Source organism: Corynebacterium sp. ACRPF (assembly GCF_022347395.1).
GTDB classification, from domain to species: domain Bacteria; phylum Actinomycetota; class Actinomycetes; order Mycobacteriales; family Mycobacteriaceae; genus Corynebacterium; species Corynebacterium tuberculostearicum_D.
The window spans coordinates 1-550 of the sequence record NZ_JAKRNB010000049.1; the positions used below are offsets into that span (position 1 = coordinate 1).

Consider the following 550-nt stretch of genomic DNA (forward strand, 5'->3'; position numbering starts at 1 on the left):
GACCTTCAGGCGTGTCCCTGATTCCTCAAGTCCCGCAATTTTTTTAGATATGCGTTTTCCGCTTCCAACCGCGCGATCTGGCGACGCAGCTTCGCTTCCTCCGAAAGCGGCTTCGGCGTGCTCGAACCCTTGGGCCTGCCCTTCGGCTTCGGTTTTAGTGCCTCATAGCCACCTTTACGCCATTTCCTCGACCATCCGCCGACCAAGTGCTCTGATGACAGGCCAAACTCGCGCGCAAGATCCATCGCTGTCTCACCAGAAAGGTGGCGTTGGACAACTTCCTTCTTGATTTCGAACGAATACTGCTGCTTAGTCGGTTTTTCCACAAGACATAGTCTGCCATGCAGCTTAAACCGACGACAGAGCATACGGGCGGCGTATGTGGAGACACCAAGAGCAGTAGCAGCGGCACGATAGCCCACGCCTTGCTCAAATAGTTCAACCAACTGCTCCCGCTGATGCTCACTCACCAAACTTCGAGCTCTCAATGAAAACTACTCCCCACTAATCGGAAACTGATTTCTCAGTCCAACTAATGGGGAGCAGTTCA

Annotated in this window: 1 protein-coding gene; it reads right to left on the reverse strand. The window is 53.3% G+C overall.

Going from position 1 to position 550, the window contains the following annotated elements:
* Nucleotides 1-5: 5 nt before the first annotated feature.
* A complete protein-coding gene (locus MHX61_RS11260) occupies nt 6-326 on the reverse strand; it encodes a transposase (protein ID WP_370658424.1) in 321 nt (106 codons plus the stop codon).
* Nucleotides 327-550 lie beyond the last annotated feature (224 nt).